Source organism: Nostoc sp. NMS4, assembly GCF_017115095.1.
Classification (GTDB): domain Bacteria; phylum Cyanobacteriota; class Cyanobacteriia; order Cyanobacteriales; family Nostocaceae; genus Nostoc.
This window is the reverse complement of record NZ_JABXKI010000074.1, coordinates 19,923-38,432: the sequence shown is the minus strand read 5'-3', so window position 1 is coordinate 38,432 and position 18,510 is coordinate 19,923. Positions and strand designations below refer to the sequence as shown.

Genomic DNA, 18,510 nt, shown 5'->3' with positions numbered 1-18,510 from the left:
TTTACGGCTAGGACTACTGGGGTATCTAATCCCATTCGCTCCCCTAGCTTTCGTCCCTCAGTGTCAGTTACGGCCTAGCAGAGCGCCTTCGCCACTGGTGTTCTTCCTGATCTCTACGCATTTCACCGCTACACCAGGAATTCCCTCTGCCCCGAACGTACTCTAGCTATGTAGTTTCCACTGCTCTTATCTAGTTGAGCTAGACTCTTTAACAGCAGACTTACATTGCCACCTGCGGACGCTTTACGCCCAATCATTCCGGATAACGCTTGCATCCTCCGTATTACCGCGGCTGCTGGCACGGAGTTAGCCGATGCTTATTCCTCAGGTACCGTCATTGTGTTCTTCCCTGAGAAAAGAGGTTTACGACCCAAGAGCCTTCCTCCCTCACGCGGTATTGCTCCGTCAGGCTTTCGCCCATTGCGGAAAATTCCCCACTGCTGCCTCCCGTAGGAGTCTGGGCCGTGTCTCAGTCCCAGTGTGGCTGATCGTCCTCTCAGACCAGCTACTGATCGTCGCCTTGGGAGTCCATTACACTTCCAACTAGCTAATCAGACGCGAGCTCATCTTCAGGCAATTAATCTTTCACCCCGAAGGGCACATCCGGTATTAGCCACCGTTTCCAGTGGTTGTCCCAGACCTAAAGCCAGATTCTCACGCGTTACTCACCCGTCCGCCACTAAGCCCCGAAAGGCTTCGTTCGACTTGCATGTGTTAAGCATACCGCCAGCGTTCATCCTGAGCCAGGATCAAACTCTCCGTTTTGTATTGGAAAGCTCTATAGCTCAATAGCTGCTCTTTTTTAACTTCAGCTTAGTTATCATTTTCTTGACGCAAATTACTTGCTGTCTATTCGCTTTCAAACTATAATATTTTCAAGGTTCGGTATCCCTTGAAACCACGCTCTTTCGCGTCGGCTTCAGGCACTTATTCAATATAGCGAACCCAACTCTTTGTGTCAACTACTTTTTCCAAAATGTTTTGGAACTGCTTTTTTGTCCCCTGAAACTTCTTACAGTGTTGGGTTGTAGGCAACAATGGTTTATGCACTGTGCTAACTCAGGAAGGGGGAAGCGTGAATTTTCAGTCGGTAATAAGTTTATTGCATCAGTTTTGGGGCGATCGCGGTTGTCTTATAGCCCAGCCTTACGATATTGAGAAGGGGGCAGGTACTAAGAATCCTCAGACATTTTTAAGAGCATTAGGACCAGAACCGTGGGCTGTGGCGTATGTTGAACCGTGTCGTCGCCCGACGGATGGACGGTATGGAGAAAACCCCAACCGCTTCCAACACTATTATCAGTACCAAGTTCTGATTAAGCCGTCACCAGATAATATTCAGGAGATTTATCTTGATTCATTAAGGGCTTTAGGTATCCGTCCTGAAGACCACGATATTCGGTTTGTAGAGGATAACTGGGAAGATGCAACTGTGGGAGCTTGGGGTACTGGGTGGGAAGTATGGTTAGATGGGATGGAAGTTACTCAATTTACCTACTTCCAACAGTGTGGAGGAATTGATTGCCGTCCGGTGTCGATTGAAATTACATACGGATTAGAGCGGCTGACAATGTATCTCCAGCAAGTAGAGGCAATTACTAAGATTCATTGGACGGACAACATTACTTATGGTGATGTTTACCTCCAGGGAGAGATTGAGCAGTGTACATACAACTTTGAAGCGTCGAATCCCGAGTTGCTGCTGACACTATTTAATTTGTATGAGCAGGAAGCTACCCAATTGACGGAGCGAGGATTGGTATTGCCTAGCTTAGATTATGTAATGAAGTGTTCGCACACGTTCAATCTGCTGGATGCTAGAGGTGTGATTTCGGTGACGGAGAGAACTCGCTATATTGCCAGGATTCGGCATTTGGCTAGAAAGGTAGCTCATTTATATGTTGAGCAAAGGGAGAAGTTGGGTTTTCCATTGCTCAAAGATAATGTGAGTTCAATAGTCAGCCCAATATCCTAAAGGGTGTGGCTACACGAACTAAGTACAGATTTGTGTAAAATTATAGCGTTTTTAAACTCAGAGGAACGCAAAGTAAAGGCAAAGGTACGCAGAGTCGTGCCAAATTTAATTCACTACGATTTTGTGTTCTGTTTATCCTTAGTTGCGCTGAGGTTTGAGCTAGGTATATCTTTTTGATTGATGCGGCTTTTACTAAAGGACAGAAATAGGGTTAAATATTGAGTCTAGAATATCAAAGCTACAAGGATAAGGCCCGCCTGTGCGGGCTTTGTTTATATAAACTTGATGGACTATACTCACCACAAGCATAAAAATTTTTCGCTGTTGCTGATTAAAGAGATAAAAATCTGACGCAGAGGTACTCCAAACACACACAATAAGAGTTTGGAATATTTTATTTTTGAATTTCATAACCAAATTCAGCAACGCCGATTTTTTTATTGCTGTCCTATCTATTATTTCAATCATCTGCAAATTCGGGTTGTCAGGTGCTTTTACAAAAATCTTATGATTCAAACTAGTGGTGTAATTATTTGTCTTGGCTATATTTTTGGGTTGCTGTTTACAGCAGTTCCTTGGGGTGGTGTGGGGATTTTGGTTCTGGGAATAGTGGGAGCAATTCTTTTTAGAAGGCGCACCACACTACGACTATTTGCTCAGAAACCAGAAAATGCTGGAAGCAAAACAAAGGCGGTGCCTAATAATTGGCAAACTATTGCCCATCCTCGAATATGGGTAGCTGCCGGCTTGGTGGGCTTGTTAGCAACTGTGTATTTTCAATGGCGAGTGCCACAACCAGGCGCAAAAGATATTAGTCAGTTCGTTCCGCCTGGAAATAGCAATAATCAAGAACAACTTGTGATTGTACGCGGCGAAGTGGCGAGTAATCCCCGCTTGACTCGCAGTCAGCGAGGACAATTTTGGTTGGAAGCGACTCAGCTAGATGAAGTCAAAAATGATAAAGGTTCAGCAGGTGTGCCAAAAGGGGTAACGGGCAAATTGTATGTGACAGTGCCTATACTTCAGGCTACTGGGTTATATCCTAGTCAACAAATTGCTGTAACTGGGATTTTGTACAAACCAAAGGCGGCTTCCAATCCTGGTGGTTTTGACTTTCAGAAGTTTCTCAAGCAAGAAGGAACGTTTGCCGGTCTAATTGGGCGACAAATAAATGTTTTGGATCAGGAACGGAAATGGGGATGGTGGCAAATTCGGGAGCGAATTGTGCGATCGCAAGTTCGTTGGCTGGGTATTCCTGAAGGGCCGCTTGTTAGTGCAATGGTTTTAGGTAGCAAAGCTGTTGATTTACCCTACGATATCCGCGACTTATTCGTACAAGCCGGATTAGCTCATGCTTTAGCTGCTTCCGGGTTCCAAACTTCTTTGATTTTGAGTGTGATCTTACAGTTAACGAGGCGGGCAAAAAAAGGAACGCAATTTACCCTTGGCTTTTTGGCTTTAATTATTTTTCTGAGTTTAACAGGTTTTCAACCTGCGGTTCTCAGAGCCGTCATTATGGGTTTTGCGGCATTAGTTGGTTTGTTATTAAAAAGGAAGGTAAAGCAGTTTGGCTCATTACTATTAGCAGCAACTCTGTTATTAATATTTAATCCTCTATGGATTTGGGATTTAGGTTTTCAATTGAGTTTTTTAGCAACACTGGGATTAGTCGTCACAGTAACCCCATTAGTCAATCGCCTAGCATGGCTACCACCTGCGATCGCTTCTTTAATTGCCGTTCCCCTAGCTGCCACTATTTGGACTTTACCTGTGCAACTTTTTGTCTTTGGAGTTGTACCATCTTATAGTCTGTTGTTGAATGTGGTTAGTACTCCACTAATTTCGATCATTAGTATAGGTGGAATTATCAGTGCGTTAGTAGGTTTAGCTTGGACTGAAGCAGGAAGCTTCCTAGCCGGAGTGTTACACTATCCTACTGATTGGCTAATTAAACTAGTGGGATTTTTTAGCAATTTGCCCGGAAATTCTGTTGCGGTGGGCAGCATATCTACTTGGCAGCTTTTGGCGATTTATGTACTAATTATCTTGGTCTGGCTAGTGCGATGGTGGCAAAAGCGGTGGTGGTTTGCTAATATAATTGCGATTGGTTTAGTATTCATCCCGCTTTGGCATTCTAAAAATACATTGTTTAGGATAACTGTCTTAGAGTCTGGTACGGAACCAATTGTAGTTGTTCAAGATCGAGGTACTGTAACTGTAATTAATAGTGGCGATGAAGGTACAGGACGTTTTACAATTTTACCTTTTTTACAACAGCAGGGTGTAAATCAAATAAATTGGGCGATCGCAACTGATTTTCAAGGTAATCAAAGTAATGCTTGGTTTGAATTAATGCAACGTCTACCAATCAATAATTTTTATGAATATTCACCCCAAACAGATAATTCTATTACAACTCAGGCAATTCAACAGGAACTACAAAAACATCAAGGAATTTATCAACCTTTGGCAGTTGGTCAATCTGTAAAAGCTGGTTCGATAGTAGCGCAATTAATCAACGACCAATTACCCATTTTACAATTACAAATTTTAGATCAGAATTGGTTGTTAGTAGGTAATGTTAAATCTAAAGAGGTACAGCAACTAGTTAAAAATGGAAGTTTGCCTCGCCCACAAGTGCTTTGGTGCGCCCCTGAGTCATTGAAAGATTTAGTTATTGCTCTGCAACCACAAGTAGCGATCGCTTCTTCTGCCAACTTTGATTCAAAAACTTTATCTGAACTGAATCAAAGTAAAACTAAATTGTTCTTTACGGGACGAGATGGGGCTATTCAATGGACTCCTAATGGTCAGTTTGAGGCGTTTATTGAATCAACAGAAAATAAATCGTCTGTTTTATAAAAAACTCAGAAATTCAGTGAATTCAAGTTGTATTAAATCTATGACAATCTACTTTTATAGCACTCGTGAAGAATATGGTTGTTTCTCTAATTTTTCGCCCCACGGTTTTGAATTAGATGGATTGTATTGGTCAACTAGCGAACACTACTTTCAAGCGCAAAAGTTTATAGGTACACTTCATGTAGAGCAAATTCGCCTAGTTAAAACACCTAAAGATGCGGCCAGAATGGGGCGTGAGAGAACCCGTCCACTACGTCAAGATTGGGAAGAAGTTAAAGACGACATCATGCGGCAAGCTGTGCTATGTAAATTTCAAACTCATACAGATATTAGAGATATTTTACTTTCCACAGGAAATGCAGAAATTGTTGAAAACTCGCCTATCGATTTTTATTGGGGTTGCGGAGCAGATGGCAGTGGTAAAAATATGCTAGGGAAAATTTTAATGGGGGTGCGGGATATCCTACACAATACACACAGCGCAGATATTGATAATAAAACTGTTAAATAATCTTGTTGCTATGAATGATTGCCCTAGTATTGACTTCTAAAATTTCAATTAAAACTCTATGTATATAAACGCATTTATATTTTAAAATTGCTTATTGAATAGTTATTATATCGATAAAAATGGATTTTTATAAAATAGTTTTTTAATCGAATTTATCCAGACATAGAGAATATGAATAGATCGGAAATACAGACGATCGCAAAAGATATAAGACTGCTATAGCAATCCTAAACCATTTTCACAAATCAAATATGATTGCTATATATAGTTATTACGCTGCGGTAAATCAGACTGATGAAAGATACATCCTGGTTTTGGGAACACTAGATTTAGCACTAGACTTCACAGGAAGGAGTTGATGTCTAGAGGCGAATGGAATAACCAGATCGAAAAATACAGTTCCCTTGCAATTACCCATAACATACCTAAAACCAGTGAAGCGTAATACCATTACCCATGAATTTGACTCTGGTTCACAAGCAGAAATAATACCTCCAGAAGAAAGTGATGACCATTTGTCAGAAGCTTCCAAGCTACTGCGGGAAGGAATTCAACAGCAGCAAGCTGGCGAATTAATAACGGCTATGAAGTCTTTACAGCAATCCTTGGGGCTGTTTCAGGCAGTTGGGGATTTGCAAAAACAAGCACAAGCACTTTCTTTTTTAGGATTGGTAACTTACAGCGCTGGAGATTACAAAGGTGCTATCTCTTACTCCCAACAGTGTTTGTCTTTGCTCAATAACACCTCAGATTTAGCGTTGCAGATGCAAGCGCTTTCCCATTTAGGCAATGCATACCGCCACCTAAATGACCATAATAAGGCTATTGAGTTTCTAGAAAAATGTTTGAAAATAACGCAGCAACTGCAAGACAAACGCAGTCAAGTAGCAGCACTGAATAATTTGGGATTAGTGTATAAAGCTTTAGGGGAGTTTACACAAGCGATTGAATATCAGCAGCAAAGTCTAGAGATTGTGCGGGAACTCAAAGATAATTGGGGAGAGGAACAGGTACTCAAGAATTTAGGTAATGCTTGGTATGCTTTGAACAATTACCCAAAAGCGATCGCCTATTATGAGCAGTGTGTAGTCCTATCACGCTCCTTAAAAAATGTTCGCAGTGCTTCTCAAGTGCTAAAGAATCTGGGCAATGCTTGTTATGCTTTAAGTGATTATACCAAAGCCATTAAGTATTATGAAGATCGGTTGCAATTAGCTAGAGAAATTCAAGACAAGCGTATTGAGGAACAGTCTTTAGGTAATTTAGTAGTTGCTTGTGAAGCTTTGGGTGACTATAAAAAAGCAATTACATATTATGAAGAACGTTTGTTGTTAGCTAGGAGTATGAAAGATCGGCGCACTGAAGAAGAAGTTCTTGCTCGTCTGAAAGCTGCTTACGAAGCCTTGGGTGATTATGCCAAAGCTATGGAATATCAGCAGGGAACATCTGCAAATAATTCGTAATTCGTAATTCGTAATTCGTAATACTTCGACTTCTCTACGAGACGCAAAGCGCGAACGCGGTTCGTTTTTCTGTTACCTGTGCGTAAGTCCTGTGATGATGTTAGCTCTCTTGACCCAAAAGTTAAAAAGCAAGAAAGGGAAATAACTAAAAATTACTCGCACAGATCAATTCCCCTCATTGTCTTTTGTTGTTGGAGATATAGGAGAACTTCTAATGTATCTACTTGGGGAAATTCTGCGTAAAAATTACTCACACTCCAGAAGGGTTCGGGTGTTTCTAAGACTATTGTGCGATCGCCCCACTGTTCTAACCAAGGTAACAATTTTTGTGGCGCTAATGGAGTACATAGCCAAACTGCTGCTGGAGAAAGCGCTCTCATGGCAGTTGCGGCTACCGCTATTGTCATACCTGTAGCAATACCATCATCAACTAAGATCAGCGTAGCATTCTCTGTATTCACCTGTGGACAAGCAGGAATTAATTGAGCCTCAAGATACTTCGCTTGATTCATCGCTTTATTTAAAGCCACTTCTCGCCACCGCACATCATGTTTAAGGCGAAATAGCTTTTGATCAGCCCAAAGAACATTTCCAGAAGTAGTAACCGCACCAATTGCTAACTCTGGATTTTCTGGATGGCTAATCTTTTTTGCCACAACAATTGTCAACGGACAATCCAAAAGACTTGCTATTGGTGCTGCTACTGCTACACCTCCTCTTGGCAAAGCATAAACAATTGGTAGAGGCTTTACCCCAGAATCAATAGTTTCCTGAGTCAAAATATCATAAATTACTCGCGCCAATAACTCACCTGCATGGGTACGATCGGCGAAAAGTGGGGTATGTGACATGGTTTCCCCCAGCATCTTAGGACGGCACTGCTTTTATCATGACCGAATTTTGTCTCAAATTAACTGATACAATAAGATTTGTATAAATAATTAAGTATTCAGCAAAAGTTTATTGTTCTGATAAATATCCAGCCAGAGGGCTATTTAATTCAGATATAACAGCTGGCGCTGATGCCAAAATCCTGATTTTCATGAGCAGCGAAAACCAACTCAGCCTCTTCGACGACTCAACTTTTAACCAACGAAAACTGATTCCTACAGACGCAAAAATTGCGATCGCTCCCGGAACTTATTCTGGCATAACAGAGTTGACACAGGATTGCGATCGCTGCCACCGTTGTGCCTTGGGAGACACTCGTACTCATGCTGTTGTCGGACGTGGCAATCTCAAAGCACCAATTATGGTTATAGGTGAAGCACCTGGTCAAAATGAAGATGAAACAGGTTTACCATTTGTGGGTAGATCGGGGCAATTGCTGGAGAAAATTTTGGCATCGGTGAATCTGACTACTGACCATGATGTATATATCGCCAATATCAATAAATGTCGTCCCCCAGAGAATAGAGTTCCCACTCCTGTAGAAGTGGCAGCTTGTCTACCCTATTTATTAGAACAGATTCGCCTAGTTGACCCCAAAATAATTCTGTTAACGGGTGCAACTGCTGTCAAAGGAATCACTGGCGATAAACGGGGGATTACCAAAATTCGCGGACAGTGGCTGGAGTGGGAAGGGCGTTTATGTATGCCAATTTTTCATCCTTCCTACTTGCTACGTAATCCTTCCAAGGAAAGAGGTGCGCCGAAATGGTTGATGTGGCAGGATATTCAGGCAGTGCGTACCAAGTTAGACGAAATCCAAAAAACAGCTAATACTTAAGTCACTACTAACATCTTTTCAATTACTCACTTCGTTGCTATCCTGGTTGGGAATAAATTCTAAAGCTACTAACTAAAGTCTTCTTAAGAGGACTAAATGCAAGGTTTTAAGCAATGTAGACCACTAGTGGTCTATCGCAAAAGTTTTGAGAGGTGAATCAGTTTTAAATTTATCTTCTTTACCTCTTAACTTTGCGCTCTTTGCGTCCTTTGCGGTTCGTTTCTCAACCTCTCAAAACTTTTGGGACAGACTACTAGACTTTGTGAAAGAGAAATATATTAGTGCAAATTAATTTGACAACAGTGCCCCTTCGTTTTTGAAGGGGCACTGTAACACTGGTGAGGTACTGTGTTTGTTGGAATTGAGTAGACTTTATATTACCTTTTAGACGGTAAATTTCAAGACTCTATTCGTCGTCGAAATCATCGTCGTCGTCTTCCTCTTCTTCCTCGTAATCGTCATCATCTGGTACTTCATCAGCAATTAATTCATCTTCTTCATCTAGAATAGACCTTTCTGCACGTCTGCTACCAAATCCAGATTCCCCAAGAGTAGGAGAATCTAAATTATAGGTGCGAGCGGTGCGATCGTCTAAGACCATATCTAGGGGATCGTCAACTTCATCTAACACACTACTGGTAATTTCAGTAGCATAATCATCGATCGCACCGGGTTCTTCATAGGTATTGTAACCAGTACCAGCTGGAATCAATCGCCCGATAATCACGTTTTCCTTTAATCCGCGCAGCCAGTCAGATTTGCCTTCGATAGCTGCTTCGGTAAGTACTCGTGTTGTCTCTTGGAAAGATGCGGCGGAAATAAAGCTGTCGGTGTTCAGCGATGCTTTGGTGATCCCCAACAATACTGGAGTGTACTGCGCCCTCGCACCGCCTGTAATTGCCATCGCTTCGTTCACCTGCTCAACTTGGCGCAGTTCTACCAATTCGCCGGGAAGCATTGTAGTGTCACCACCATCATCAATCCTGACTTTGTTGGTCATCTGGCGAACAATTACTTCAATGTGCTTATCGGAAATATCAATCCCTTGAGACTGGTACACCATTTGCACTTCATTCACTAAGAATGTCTGTACCTTTTGCAAGGCAAGGCTAGCACAAGCATAGATTCCGTCTTCCGAACCCAGGCTAAAGAAAATTTCCAAAATTTCGTGGGGATTAGATGGTCCATCAGTTAACGGTTGTCCCGCTAATACCATTGAGCCATCTGGCACAATCAAATTTTGTCCTGGTCCTAGAGGATAATCTGTCACCACGCCATTTGATTCTACGACCTTGATGGCGATCGCTTCATCACCACTATCAGCGTAAACTACCTTAACTTCACCCGCCCGACGACATAAAATGCACGCTTCTTTCGGTTTACGAGCTTCCAGCAGTTCCTCAATCCGGGGCAAACCTTGAATGATATCTCCGGTTTTGGCGCGTTCAAACACCAGCAACACCAAGTTATCACCCCGTTGTACCAAATCGCCGTCTTCTATCTGCAACACAGCACCAGGGCTGACTCGATAAGGACGACCGATGCGGGTAGTAATAACGAAGTTTTTAGTACTCAAAGCTGATTCCCCACCAGATGCAGCAGGAGCATTTTTAACATCCACTACTTGCCCTGATTCTGGGGCAAAAACTCCGGGAGCAACTTCTGTACCTTCTACTAGCAAATCACCCACTTTTACCTTGGGCTGAGTACTAGTATTAATGGTGAGCCTGTCAACGTCACGCAACACCAAGCAGCGACGCACGTTTTCGGTTCCTTTTTGGACACCCCGTACTTCCCCGCCTTCTTTACACAAGATTTGGGTACGTGCGACTACAGAACCAGGGGCAATAGTTAACCCATCGTGTACCTCAAGTGTAGTTTGGGTACTACCTTGGGTGGCATCGGCGGTAATGTCTCGACGAATTACCAAGGATTCCAAAATTACCAGTTGTAAACGTTGAACTTCTGGGTCTTCGGTATCCTCTACCAATTCAATATCTGCTGCCAGGGGTGAAGCATTATGGTCTTGTTCCCCTTCTTGCTCAATTTCTAGCACTAGCTGGGTTCGCAGCAGTTCCACACCTTCAACAGATTTGACACGTTCTGAATCTTTGTAAGGTAGTCGCTGCACAGCCCGCAACTGAATCGATCGCCCGGTTTGTTGACTTACCGATGTCGTTGATGGCACATCTGGATTATCCGGTACGGCAAATTCAACTACTGGACGGCTCAACAGGGCGGGTCCTTCTGGTGTCTCTACATACTGGACATATCGCAATTCAGTAGCGACATTGCCTTGGAATTCTTCACCTGGTTGGATAAAGGTGTTATCTCGCCCGATAACTGATTCTGGATCGTCTACCATCAGCAGTTCCCCTGGCTTCACCACGACTTCCCGGAGGATGTCGTTTTTCTGGGTCACTTCTACCACACCACTGTTTTGGCAGAAGATATCCTTCACCACTTCGGTGCCAGCTTCGACAAACTGACCGTCTTCTACCAACAGCAAGGAGATATCTTTATTGACTTCGTGGCTTTCTTCAGGAATCCACAACAGTGTACCGCCCTGCACCACTTCATAACCCAGCTTGGCTTTGCCTTTCTTCTGGACTTCAACACCCGCAAATTTCAGGAATCCGCCAGTGGTTGTCCGATAGCGGTCATCAATTAACTCAGCTACCACTTGACCATTTTGCACTTTTGTGCCTGGTGTAGCCCGGAGGTTAAATACCTGGTTGTTGCCTGTGGAGACTAAGTAGTTATTGCGACCTTGGGAACTTTGGACTGTCACCGTTGCCTGGTCTAAAACCACAGAAGCGGTGATAATCTCAATTTCTCTGGTACTCTTACCTGGGGTAGCTTCGGGCAAACGCACCACACCACCGTGCAAACTGGCTAACTTGGTTTCTGCTAAAACTCCATTAGAAGCGATCGCATCACCATTTTTCACCACCAATTCTGCACCTGGTGGCAAGTTGTAAACTTCCCCAGACAAAATCCAAATCAAGCCACCTCGGGCGGCTGTGGTTGTAGTATTACCTTGACGGTCAGTTTTTTGTTCGGGAACAACTTCGGCAAATTGCACTTCCCCTGCCAAGTCAGAGGCAACATCTTTAACGGCTTTTTCTGTATTAGTCCGAGTTGTGCGTCCACCGAGGGCAACCTCTGCCAACAACTGACCTTGTTTTACCTTATTTCCATCAAATACATATAGTGTTGAACCTTGGGTAAGATGAACCTCTTGGTTCTCTGGAGTCACATCACCTACTTTTGTTGGCTCCAAAAGCAGGATGCCATTAGCCTCAACATAGAGGGCATCTTCCCCGTGGCGGGTACGATATGTTCTAGTCTTCAGTTTCCGGGGAAGCTTAACAGTCCCATCGATTTTAGAACGAACTTGTTGCGCCACTTCCCCAGTAAACACACCACCCGTGTGGAATGTCCGCATGGTTAACTGAGTACCAGGTTCGCCGATACTTTGAGCGGCAATAATCCCTACAGCTTCACCCAAGTCTACCATCTTGGCGTGGGCCAAACTCCAGCCATAGCAGTGTTGACAGACAGAACGTGCGGCTTCACAAGTTAGTGGCGATCGCACCACAACTTCACCCACCCCAGATTTTTCAATTTTCTTCGCCAAATCCTCAGAAATTGGGGAATTGCGGGCTGCAATCAATTCTTTTGTTACCGCATGCACCACATCTTCGCCAATTACCCGTCCCATCAAGCGAGTTGCCAGAGGAATCAAGGTTTTAGCACCTTCTGTCATTGGTCGAATCGCCAGACCTCTAGTGGTGCCGCAGTCAAATTCCCTAATAATTACATCCTGGGATACGTCCACCAACCGACGGGTAAGATAACCAGAGTCAGCCGTCCGCAAGGCAGTATCCACCAATCCTTTTCTGGCACCGTAAGACGAAATAATGTATTCCGTCACCGTGAGTCCTTCACGGAAGTTGGTTTTGATCGGTAAATCGATAATTTCCCCTTGAGGATCTGCCATCAGTCCCCGCATCCCCACCAACTGCCGGACTTGAGAGATGTTCCCCCGCGCCCCGGAGAATGCCATCATGTATACGGAATTCAGGGGATTAGTCTTCTTGAAGTGGACGACTACTTCATCTTTCAAGGCTTCACTGGTACCATTCCAGGTATCAATTACCTTTTGGAAGCGTTCTACTTCAGTGATTTCTCCCCGTTGATAACGGGTTTCAGTAGCGCGAATTTCTTCCTCGGCTGCTTCTAAGAGCAATCGCTTAGTTGGTGGTATCATCAGGTCATCTACACTGATGGAAACCCCTGCTTTGGTAGCGTAGCGAAATCCCAAATCTTTCAATTTGTCCGCCATCACTGCGGTTCGCGCTGTACCATAATTCGTAAAGGCCCAAGAAATTAAATTTCTCAGTTGACCTTTGTCAACCACGCGATTGCGAAAAATCATTTTTTCGTTAGTCATTAATCATTAGTCCTAAGTCATTAATAATTAATAATTCGTAGTTCGTAATTCGTAATTCGTAATTGAAGATTAATTACGAATTACGAATTAGAAATTACGAATTAACTAGCAAGTGCTTCCTGAATGGCATTATTGTAAATAACGCGACCAGGGGTTGTGTATATATACTGTGAAAGTACATTGCCTTTAGCGTCTTGTCTGACTCGACGGAACTTATAGAGTAATGTGCGAGTACCATCCTCGTTTTCCGTCACTTTCACGGGTTCCGTATCCGGTTGGTCTGATTCTATTTCACCATCAAACCTTACGTAAATATAGGCGTGCAAGTCAATTTGATCTTGCTGGAAAGCCATAATTACATCCTCTAGCGAAGAAAAGTAATTTCCTGCGCCTTTTGTTGCACCGGGATTTTCTGCGGTTAAGTAATACGCTCCCAACACCATATCTTGGCTAGGCGTGATAATGGGTTTACCCGTGGCTGGTGACAAAATATTGTTAGAAGCCAACATCAGCAACCGCGCTTCAGCTTGACTTTCTAGCGATAGTGGCACGTGTACCGCCATTTGGTCGCCGTCAAAATCGGCGTTAAATGCTGGACACACCAGAGGATGTAGTTGAATCGCTCTACCTTCTACTAAAATTGGTTCAAAAGACTGAATACCCAAACGGTGCAACGTTGGTGCCCGATTTAGCATTACTGGGTGTCCTTCAATTACCTCTTCCAGCACATCCCAAACACTGGGATCATTGCGGGATATCAGTTTTTTCGCAGCTTTGATGTTATTTACCATCCCACTACGAATCAGGCGGTTAATCACAAATGGTTGAAATAGCTCAATTGCCATTTCTCTAGGCAAACCGCACTGGTGAATTTTCAGCTTTGGCCCGACCACAATTACCGAACGTCCAGAATAGTCAACTCGTTTACCTAACAAGTTTTGTCTAAAACGTCCTTGCTTACCTTCAATAATGTCAGACAAAGATTTTAGGGGACGGTTATTTGCCCCTACCACAGTGCGTCCCCGACGACCATTGTCAATCAAAGCATCCACTGCTTCTTGCAGCATCCGCTTTTCGTTCCGCACAATAATCTCTGGTGCAAGAATTTCTTGCAAACGTGCCAAACGATTATTCCGGTTAATTACCCGCCGATACAAATCATTCAAATCGCTGGTAGCAAAGCGTCCGCCATCTAATTGCACCATTGGGCGCAAATCGGGAGGAATTACGGGAATAACTGCCATTACCATCCACTCTGGTTTGGAACCAGTGGCGATAAAGTTGTCAATCACCCGCAGTCGCTTAATTAGCTTGGCTCGCTTTTGTCCCTTGGCGTTACCAATTTCTTCGCGTAGGCTTTCGGCTTCTTGCTCTAAATTGATATCGGCAAGCAAACGCAACAGTGCTTCAGCCCCAATACCTACTTCTACGCCTTGCAGGATAGAATCTTCGCTATAAATTTGGTCTTCTATTTCCAACCACTGGTCTTCACTCAGTAGTTGTTTGTAAGTTAAAGTTTCCGCATTACCTGCACTCAGGACAACATAGGAGTTGAAATAGACAATCTGCTCGACATCCCGTAAAGGCATATCCAACAGGATGGAAATATAGCTAGGAATGCCTTTGAGATACCAGACGTGAGCTACTGGTGCGGCAAGTTTAATATAGCCCATGCGGTGACGACGCACCCGTGACTCGGTGACTTCTACCCCACAGCGCTCACAAACAATACCTCTGTGACGAACTCTTTTATACTTACCACAATGGCATTCCCAATCTTTCGCCGGGCCAAAGATGCGCTCACAAAATAAGCCATCCATCTCTGGCTTGAGAGTTCGGTAGTTAATCGTCTCTGGCTTGGTGACTTCACCGACGACTTGACCGTTGGGCAATGTTCTCTCGCCCCATTGCCGAATGCGTTCAGGGGAAGCCAAGCCGATTTTTACGTAGTCAAACTGATTAGTTTGGGCAGGTCTCATACTTAAGTACTGAGTTATGAGTTTTGAGTATATTTAGTTTTCAGTTAGGAGTTAGGAGTTAGGAGTTATGAATTGTTAACTTCTAACTCCTCACTCCTGACTAACTATTCGTCATCGTCGAGCGATTCGCGGGAAAGAGATTCGTAGGTGGGTCGAGGAGGTGTACGACGGGCGGATTGGTCTGCCATCAAATCGACTTCCACATCTAAGGAACTGCCGTCTGCTTGGGTTTCTACCTTGTGTACGGCTATGTCTAACCCCAATGATTGCAACTCGCGCATCAGCACCTTAAAGGATTCTGGAGTTCCCGGTCGAGGAATTGCCTTACCTTTAACGATCGCATTTAACGCTTCATTCCGTCCTTGCATATCGTCAGATTTAACTGTCAGCAATTCTTGCAAGGTGTAAGCTGCACCAAAGGCTTCTAATGCCCACACTTCCATTTCCCCAAACCTCTGACCACCTTGTTGGGCTTTACCACCCAAGGGTTGCTGAGTTACCAGTGAGTATGGGCCTGTAGAACGGGCGTGGATCTTATCATCAACCAAATGCACCAGTTTCAGCATATAAGCCACACCGATGGTAATTGCTCGGTCAAAAGGTTCGCCTGTACGACCGTCATACACCATGATTTTGCCTGGGTTATCTGGGTTATATACCCAATCTTTCCCTGTTTCGTCTCGTGCTTCTTGCAATTTGCCATGCACGATTCGGCGTGATGACTCTTCACCGTACATTTCATCAAAGGGAGTAATTTTAAATCGGACTCCCAAGGTCTGACCAGCCCAACCCAAGAGGCATTCAAATACTTGTCCGACGTTCATCCGACTAGGTACGCCCAATGGGTTAAGCACAATGTCCACTGGTGAACCATCGGGTAAATAAGGCATATCTTCCGCCGGTAATATCCGAGAAATAATCCCTTTATTACCGTGCCGTCCTGCCATTTTGTCGCCAACTTGGATTTTGCGTTTTTGGGCAACATACACCCGGACTACCATATTGGCTCCCGGTGGCAGTTCATCGCCTTGTTCGCGGGTAAATAAGCGCACATCGACGACGCGACCTTTTTCACCGTTGGGAACTCGCAGGGAATTATCCCGCACATCCCGCGCTTTTTCACCAAATATCGCCCGCAAAAGTTTTTCTTCTGGCGGTTGGTCAGATTCACCTTTTGGTGTGACTTTCCCTACTAAGATATCCCCAGCTTCTACCCATGCCCCAATGCGAATGATTCCCTGTTCATCCAACTGGCGTAAGGCATCTTCCCCGACGTTGGGAATTTCTCTGGTAATTTCTTCTGGCCCTAGTTTCGTCTGTCTAGCTTCAATTTCATATTTTTCAATGTGAATTGAGGTGTAAACATCATCCTGCACCAGTCTTTCAGAGATTAAAATCGCGTCTTCGTAGTTGTAGCCTTCCCAAGGCATGTAGGCAACGACGATATTTTGTCCTAGCGCCAATTCACCGCCTTCGGTGGAGGAACCATCAGCTAACACCTGACCGGCAACAACCCGCTCACCAATGCGGACGAGAGGTTTCTGATTTAAACAGGTGTCTTGGTTGGAACGTTGATACTTGGAAAGGGTGTACTTAATTTCTGGGGTATTCGGTTTCGGACGGACGCGAATTTCCGTGGCATCCACATAAGTGACATCGCCATCGGTACGCGATACAACCACCATCCCGGAGTCTCTTGCTCCTTGGGCTTCCAAACCAGTACCCACCAAAGGACGCTCTGGCTTGAGCAGGGGGACTGCTTGCCGTTGCATGTTCGATCCCATCAGCGCTCGGTTAGCGTCATCATGCTCCAAGAAGGGAATCATGCTGGTTGCTACCGACACAATCTGTACGGGAGATACTGCTACGTAGTCAACCTGTTCTGGTGTTGTGGTAGAAAATTCTTGGCGATAGCGTACTGGCACTTGTGGACCAATAATGTGCCCGGTTTCATCTACAGGAATATCCCCAGGAGCAACCCGCAAATCGTCTTCTTCATCGGCTGTCATGTAGGCTGGAGGCAGGTCAAATCTGACCCGACCATTTTCTACAGGTCTAAATGGCGTTTCTAAGAAGCCGTATAGGTTCACCCGCGCATGGGTTGCTAAGGAGCCAATCAATCCGGCGTTGGGGCCTTCTGGTGTCTCAATGGGGCAAATGCGTCCATAGTGACTAGGATGAATATCTCGCACGGCAAACCCAGCGCGTTCGCGGGTTAAACCACCAGGGCCAAGGGCACTCAGACGGCGTTTGTGGGTCAGTTCGGCCAGAGGATTGGTTTGATCCATGAACTGACTTAATTGGCTAGAACCAAAGAATTCTTTAATTGCTGCTACCAGTGGTTTGGGGTTCACCAAGGAAGCGGGGGTTAGCACTTCTGCATCGGATACGGTCATCCGTTCCCTAATAATTCTCTCTAAACGGTTTAAGCCCACTCGTACTTGGTTTTGCAGTAATTCCCCAACGCTTCTCACCCGGCGGTTGCCTAAGTGGTCGATGTCATCGATATTACCGATGTCATATTCTAGGTTAATTAGGTAATCTACGGCTGCTAAAATATCGCCAGCCGTCAAAACGCGCATTGTATCTGGAACAGAAAGGCGCAATTTTTTGTTGAGTTTGTACCGTCCAACGCGACCAAGGTCATAACGTTTCGGGTCAAAGAATCGGGAGTCTAGGAGTTGTTGTCCACCTAATACTGTGGGTGGTTCACCTGGACGCAGTTTCCGATATAACTCCATTAGGGCTTCTTCTTCAGAAAACTGCCCTTCTTTTTCGATGGTTTTTTGGAAATATTCGGGGTGGCGTAAGGCATCAAAGATTTCGTTGTCTGATAAGCCTAAAGCTTTGAGAAGTACCTGGGCTGAGAGTTTGCGGGTTTTGTCGATGCGTACCCACACCAAATCGTTACGGTCTGTTTCAAATTTCAGCCATGCGCCCCGGTTGGGAATTAAGCTAGCTGAATAAGTACGTCGCCCGTTTTTGTCTATTTCTGATTTGTAGTAAACTCCTGGCGATCGCACTATTTGATTGACAATTACCCGCTCGGCTCCGTTAATAATAAACGTGCCGCGATCGGTCATCAAAGGCAAATCACCAATGAATACCTCTTGCTCTTTGATTTCCCCGGTTTCTTTATTAATCAACCTTGTGGGAACATACATTTGGACGGCATAAGTACTATCTCGCCGTTTCGCTTCTTCTACGTTGTACTTTGGCTCCTTGAGTTTGTAGTTATGACCCAAAAAGTGCAGTTCTAATTTGCCCGTATAATCTGTAATAGGACTAAAGGAGTTAAGTTCTTCTATCAGCCCTTCTTCTAAAAACCAGCGAAAGCTTGATCGCTGGATTTCAATCAAGTCGGGCAACAGAAAGGCGGGTTCCATATATGTTTCTTTAGTCATGCCTCTACCTTTGTCAACCTGGTTAAATTTTCCCTTGGACACTGCTGTTTGACGCTTCCCAGTGCTAGCCAGTGTCCTTAGCTGTTTGGGAACTTTTTGTTACACACTTGTGATTTACAGGTGTAGTCCGC

General features: G+C 44.3%; 9 protein-coding genes and 1 rRNA gene. 5 read left to right on the top strand and 5 right to left on the bottom strand.

Translation table 11 applies throughout. From position 1 onward, the window contains the following. Positions 1-765: ribosomal RNA gene (locus HWQ37_RS04095) — 16S ribosomal RNA — on the bottom strand; the annotation flags it as partial. A gap of 310 nt (positions 766-1,075) precedes the next feature. Here HWQ37_RS04095 and glyQ point away from each other — a divergent pair. From glyQ to HWQ37_RS04075, 4 genes are all read left to right on the top strand, one after another. Then, on the top strand, positions 1,076-1,975 hold the full coding sequence (glyQ, locus tag HWQ37_RS04090) for a glycine--tRNA ligase subunit alpha (protein ID WP_292744127.1): 900 nt from the start codon (positions 1,076-1,078) through the stop codon (positions 1,973-1,975). A 507-nt stretch (positions 1,976-2,482) separates the two neighbouring features. Next, positions 2,483-4,837 (top strand): ComEC/Rec2 family competence protein, encoded by a 2,355-nt coding sequence (locus HWQ37_RS04085; protein WP_292744119.1) that lies wholly within the window; start codon positions 2,483-2,485, stop codon positions 4,835-4,837. A 40-nt stretch (positions 4,838-4,877) separates the two neighbouring features. After that, positions 4,878-5,348 (top strand): NADAR family protein, encoded by a 471-nt coding sequence (locus HWQ37_RS04080; protein WP_292744115.1) that lies wholly within the window; start codon positions 4,878-4,880, stop codon positions 5,346-5,348. 434 nt (positions 5,349-5,782) lie between these two features. Beyond that, a complete protein-coding gene (locus HWQ37_RS04075) occupies positions 5,783-6,811 on the top strand; it encodes a tetratricopeptide repeat protein (protein WP_363318087.1) in 1,029 nt (342 codons plus the stop codon). A 152-nt stretch (positions 6,812-6,963) separates the two neighbouring features. On the opposite strand, the gene HWQ37_RS04070 is transcribed toward HWQ37_RS04075, so the two are convergent. After that, positions 6,964-7,662 (bottom strand): phosphoribosyltransferase, encoded by a 699-nt coding sequence (locus tag HWQ37_RS04070; protein ID WP_292744112.1) that lies wholly within the window; start codon positions 7,660-7,662, stop codon positions 6,964-6,966. 191 nt (positions 7,663-7,853) lie between these two features. Here HWQ37_RS04070 and HWQ37_RS04065 point away from each other — a divergent pair, with 191 nt between their 5' ends. Then, positions 7,854-8,540: a uracil-DNA glycosylase gene (locus tag HWQ37_RS04065; RefSeq protein ID WP_292744109.1), complete on the top strand. Its 687-nt coding sequence runs from the start codon at positions 7,854-7,856 to the stop codon at positions 8,538-8,540. A gap of 406 nt (positions 8,541-8,946) precedes the next feature. Here the strand turns inward: HWQ37_RS04065 and HWQ37_RS04060 are convergent, their stop codons facing one another. The 3 genes from HWQ37_RS04060 to rpoB all read right to left on the bottom strand — a co-directional run bounded on the left by HWQ37_RS04060 (position 8,947) and on the right by rpoB (position 18,379). After that, positions 8,947-12,996 carry a DNA-directed RNA polymerase subunit beta'' gene (locus HWQ37_RS04060; RefSeq protein WP_292744106.1) on the bottom strand — a complete coding sequence of 1,350 codons (4,050 nt, stop codon included), beginning with the start codon at positions 12,994-12,996 and terminating at the stop codon, positions 8,947-8,949. 101 nt (positions 12,997-13,097) lie between these two features. Next, entirely contained in the window at positions 13,098-14,975 is a 1,878-nt protein-coding gene (locus tag HWQ37_RS04055) for a DNA-directed RNA polymerase subunit gamma (protein WP_292744104.1), read from the bottom strand. Positions 14,976-15,079: 104 nt separating this feature from the next. After that, positions 15,080-18,379 carry a DNA-directed RNA polymerase subunit beta gene (rpoB, locus tag HWQ37_RS04050; RefSeq protein WP_292744102.1) on the bottom strand — a complete coding sequence of 1,100 codons (3,300 nt, stop codon included), beginning with the start codon at positions 18,377-18,379 and terminating at the stop codon, positions 15,080-15,082. Positions 18,380-18,510 lie beyond the last annotated feature (131 nt).

Excerpts from the sequence above, each read along its gene's own strand:
- HWQ37_RS04085 (WP_292744119.1), top strand. The coding sequence starts at position 2,483 with ATGATTCAAACTAGTGGTGTAATTATTTGTCTTGGCTATATTTTTGGG.
- rpoB (WP_292744102.1), bottom strand. The coding sequence starts at position 18,379 with ATGACTAAAGAAACATATATGGAACCCGCCTTTCTGTTGCCCGACTTG.
- HWQ37_RS04065 (WP_292744109.1), top strand. The coding sequence starts at position 7,854 with ATGAGCAGCGAAAACCAACTCAGCCTCTTCGACGACTCAACTTTTAAC.
- HWQ37_RS04055 (WP_292744104.1), bottom strand. The coding sequence starts at position 14,975 with ATGAGACCTGCCCAAACTAATCAGTTTGACTACGTAAAAATCGGCTTG.
- HWQ37_RS04060 (WP_292744106.1), bottom strand. The coding sequence starts at position 12,996 with ATGACTAACGAAAAAATGATTTTTCGCAATCGCGTGGTTGACAAAGGT.
- HWQ37_RS04070 (WP_292744112.1), bottom strand. The coding sequence starts at position 7,662 with ATGTCACATACCCCACTTTTCGCCGATCGTACCCATGCAGGTGAGTTA.
- HWQ37_RS04080 (WP_292744115.1), top strand. The coding sequence starts at position 4,878 with ATGACAATCTACTTTTATAGCACTCGTGAAGAATATGGTTGTTTCTCT.